1 protein-coding gene is annotated in these 325 nt (G+C 61.8%); it reads left to right on the forward strand.

Annotated elements, in window-relative coordinates; genetic code table 11:
- A partial coding sequence (locus tag ACM6IT_RS27040; protein WP_414919027.1) for an OmpP1/FadL family transporter occupies window positions 1-325 on the forward strand: 325 nt, incomplete at both ends.

Here is a 325-nt window from a genome sequence, read left to right on the forward strand (position 1 = left end):
GGCTTGATGTGAAGGGCGACGGACGTCTGCTCGACAGAGTCAACAACACCAACACCGAACTGGACATGAAGGTGCCGCAAACCGTCACCCTGAGCCTGTTCCAGCAACTGGACCGACAATGGGCACTGCTGGCCTCGGCCAACTGGCAGGACTGGTCGGAATTCGGCGACATCGCCGTAGAGGTCGACACCACGGCGTTCGGCTCGCAATCGAAGACCGTCGACGCCGGCTTCAAGGACACCTGGCACCTCTCCCTTGGCACGCAATACCAGGCCACCGAGCAGTGGTTGTGGAACTTCGGCGTGGCCTACGACAGCAGCGCCGT

The organism is Pseudomonas sp. IT-P4, from assembly GCF_949767755.1.
GTDB lineage: Bacteria > Pseudomonadota > Gammaproteobacteria > Pseudomonadales > Pseudomonadaceae > Aquipseudomonas > Aquipseudomonas monachiensis.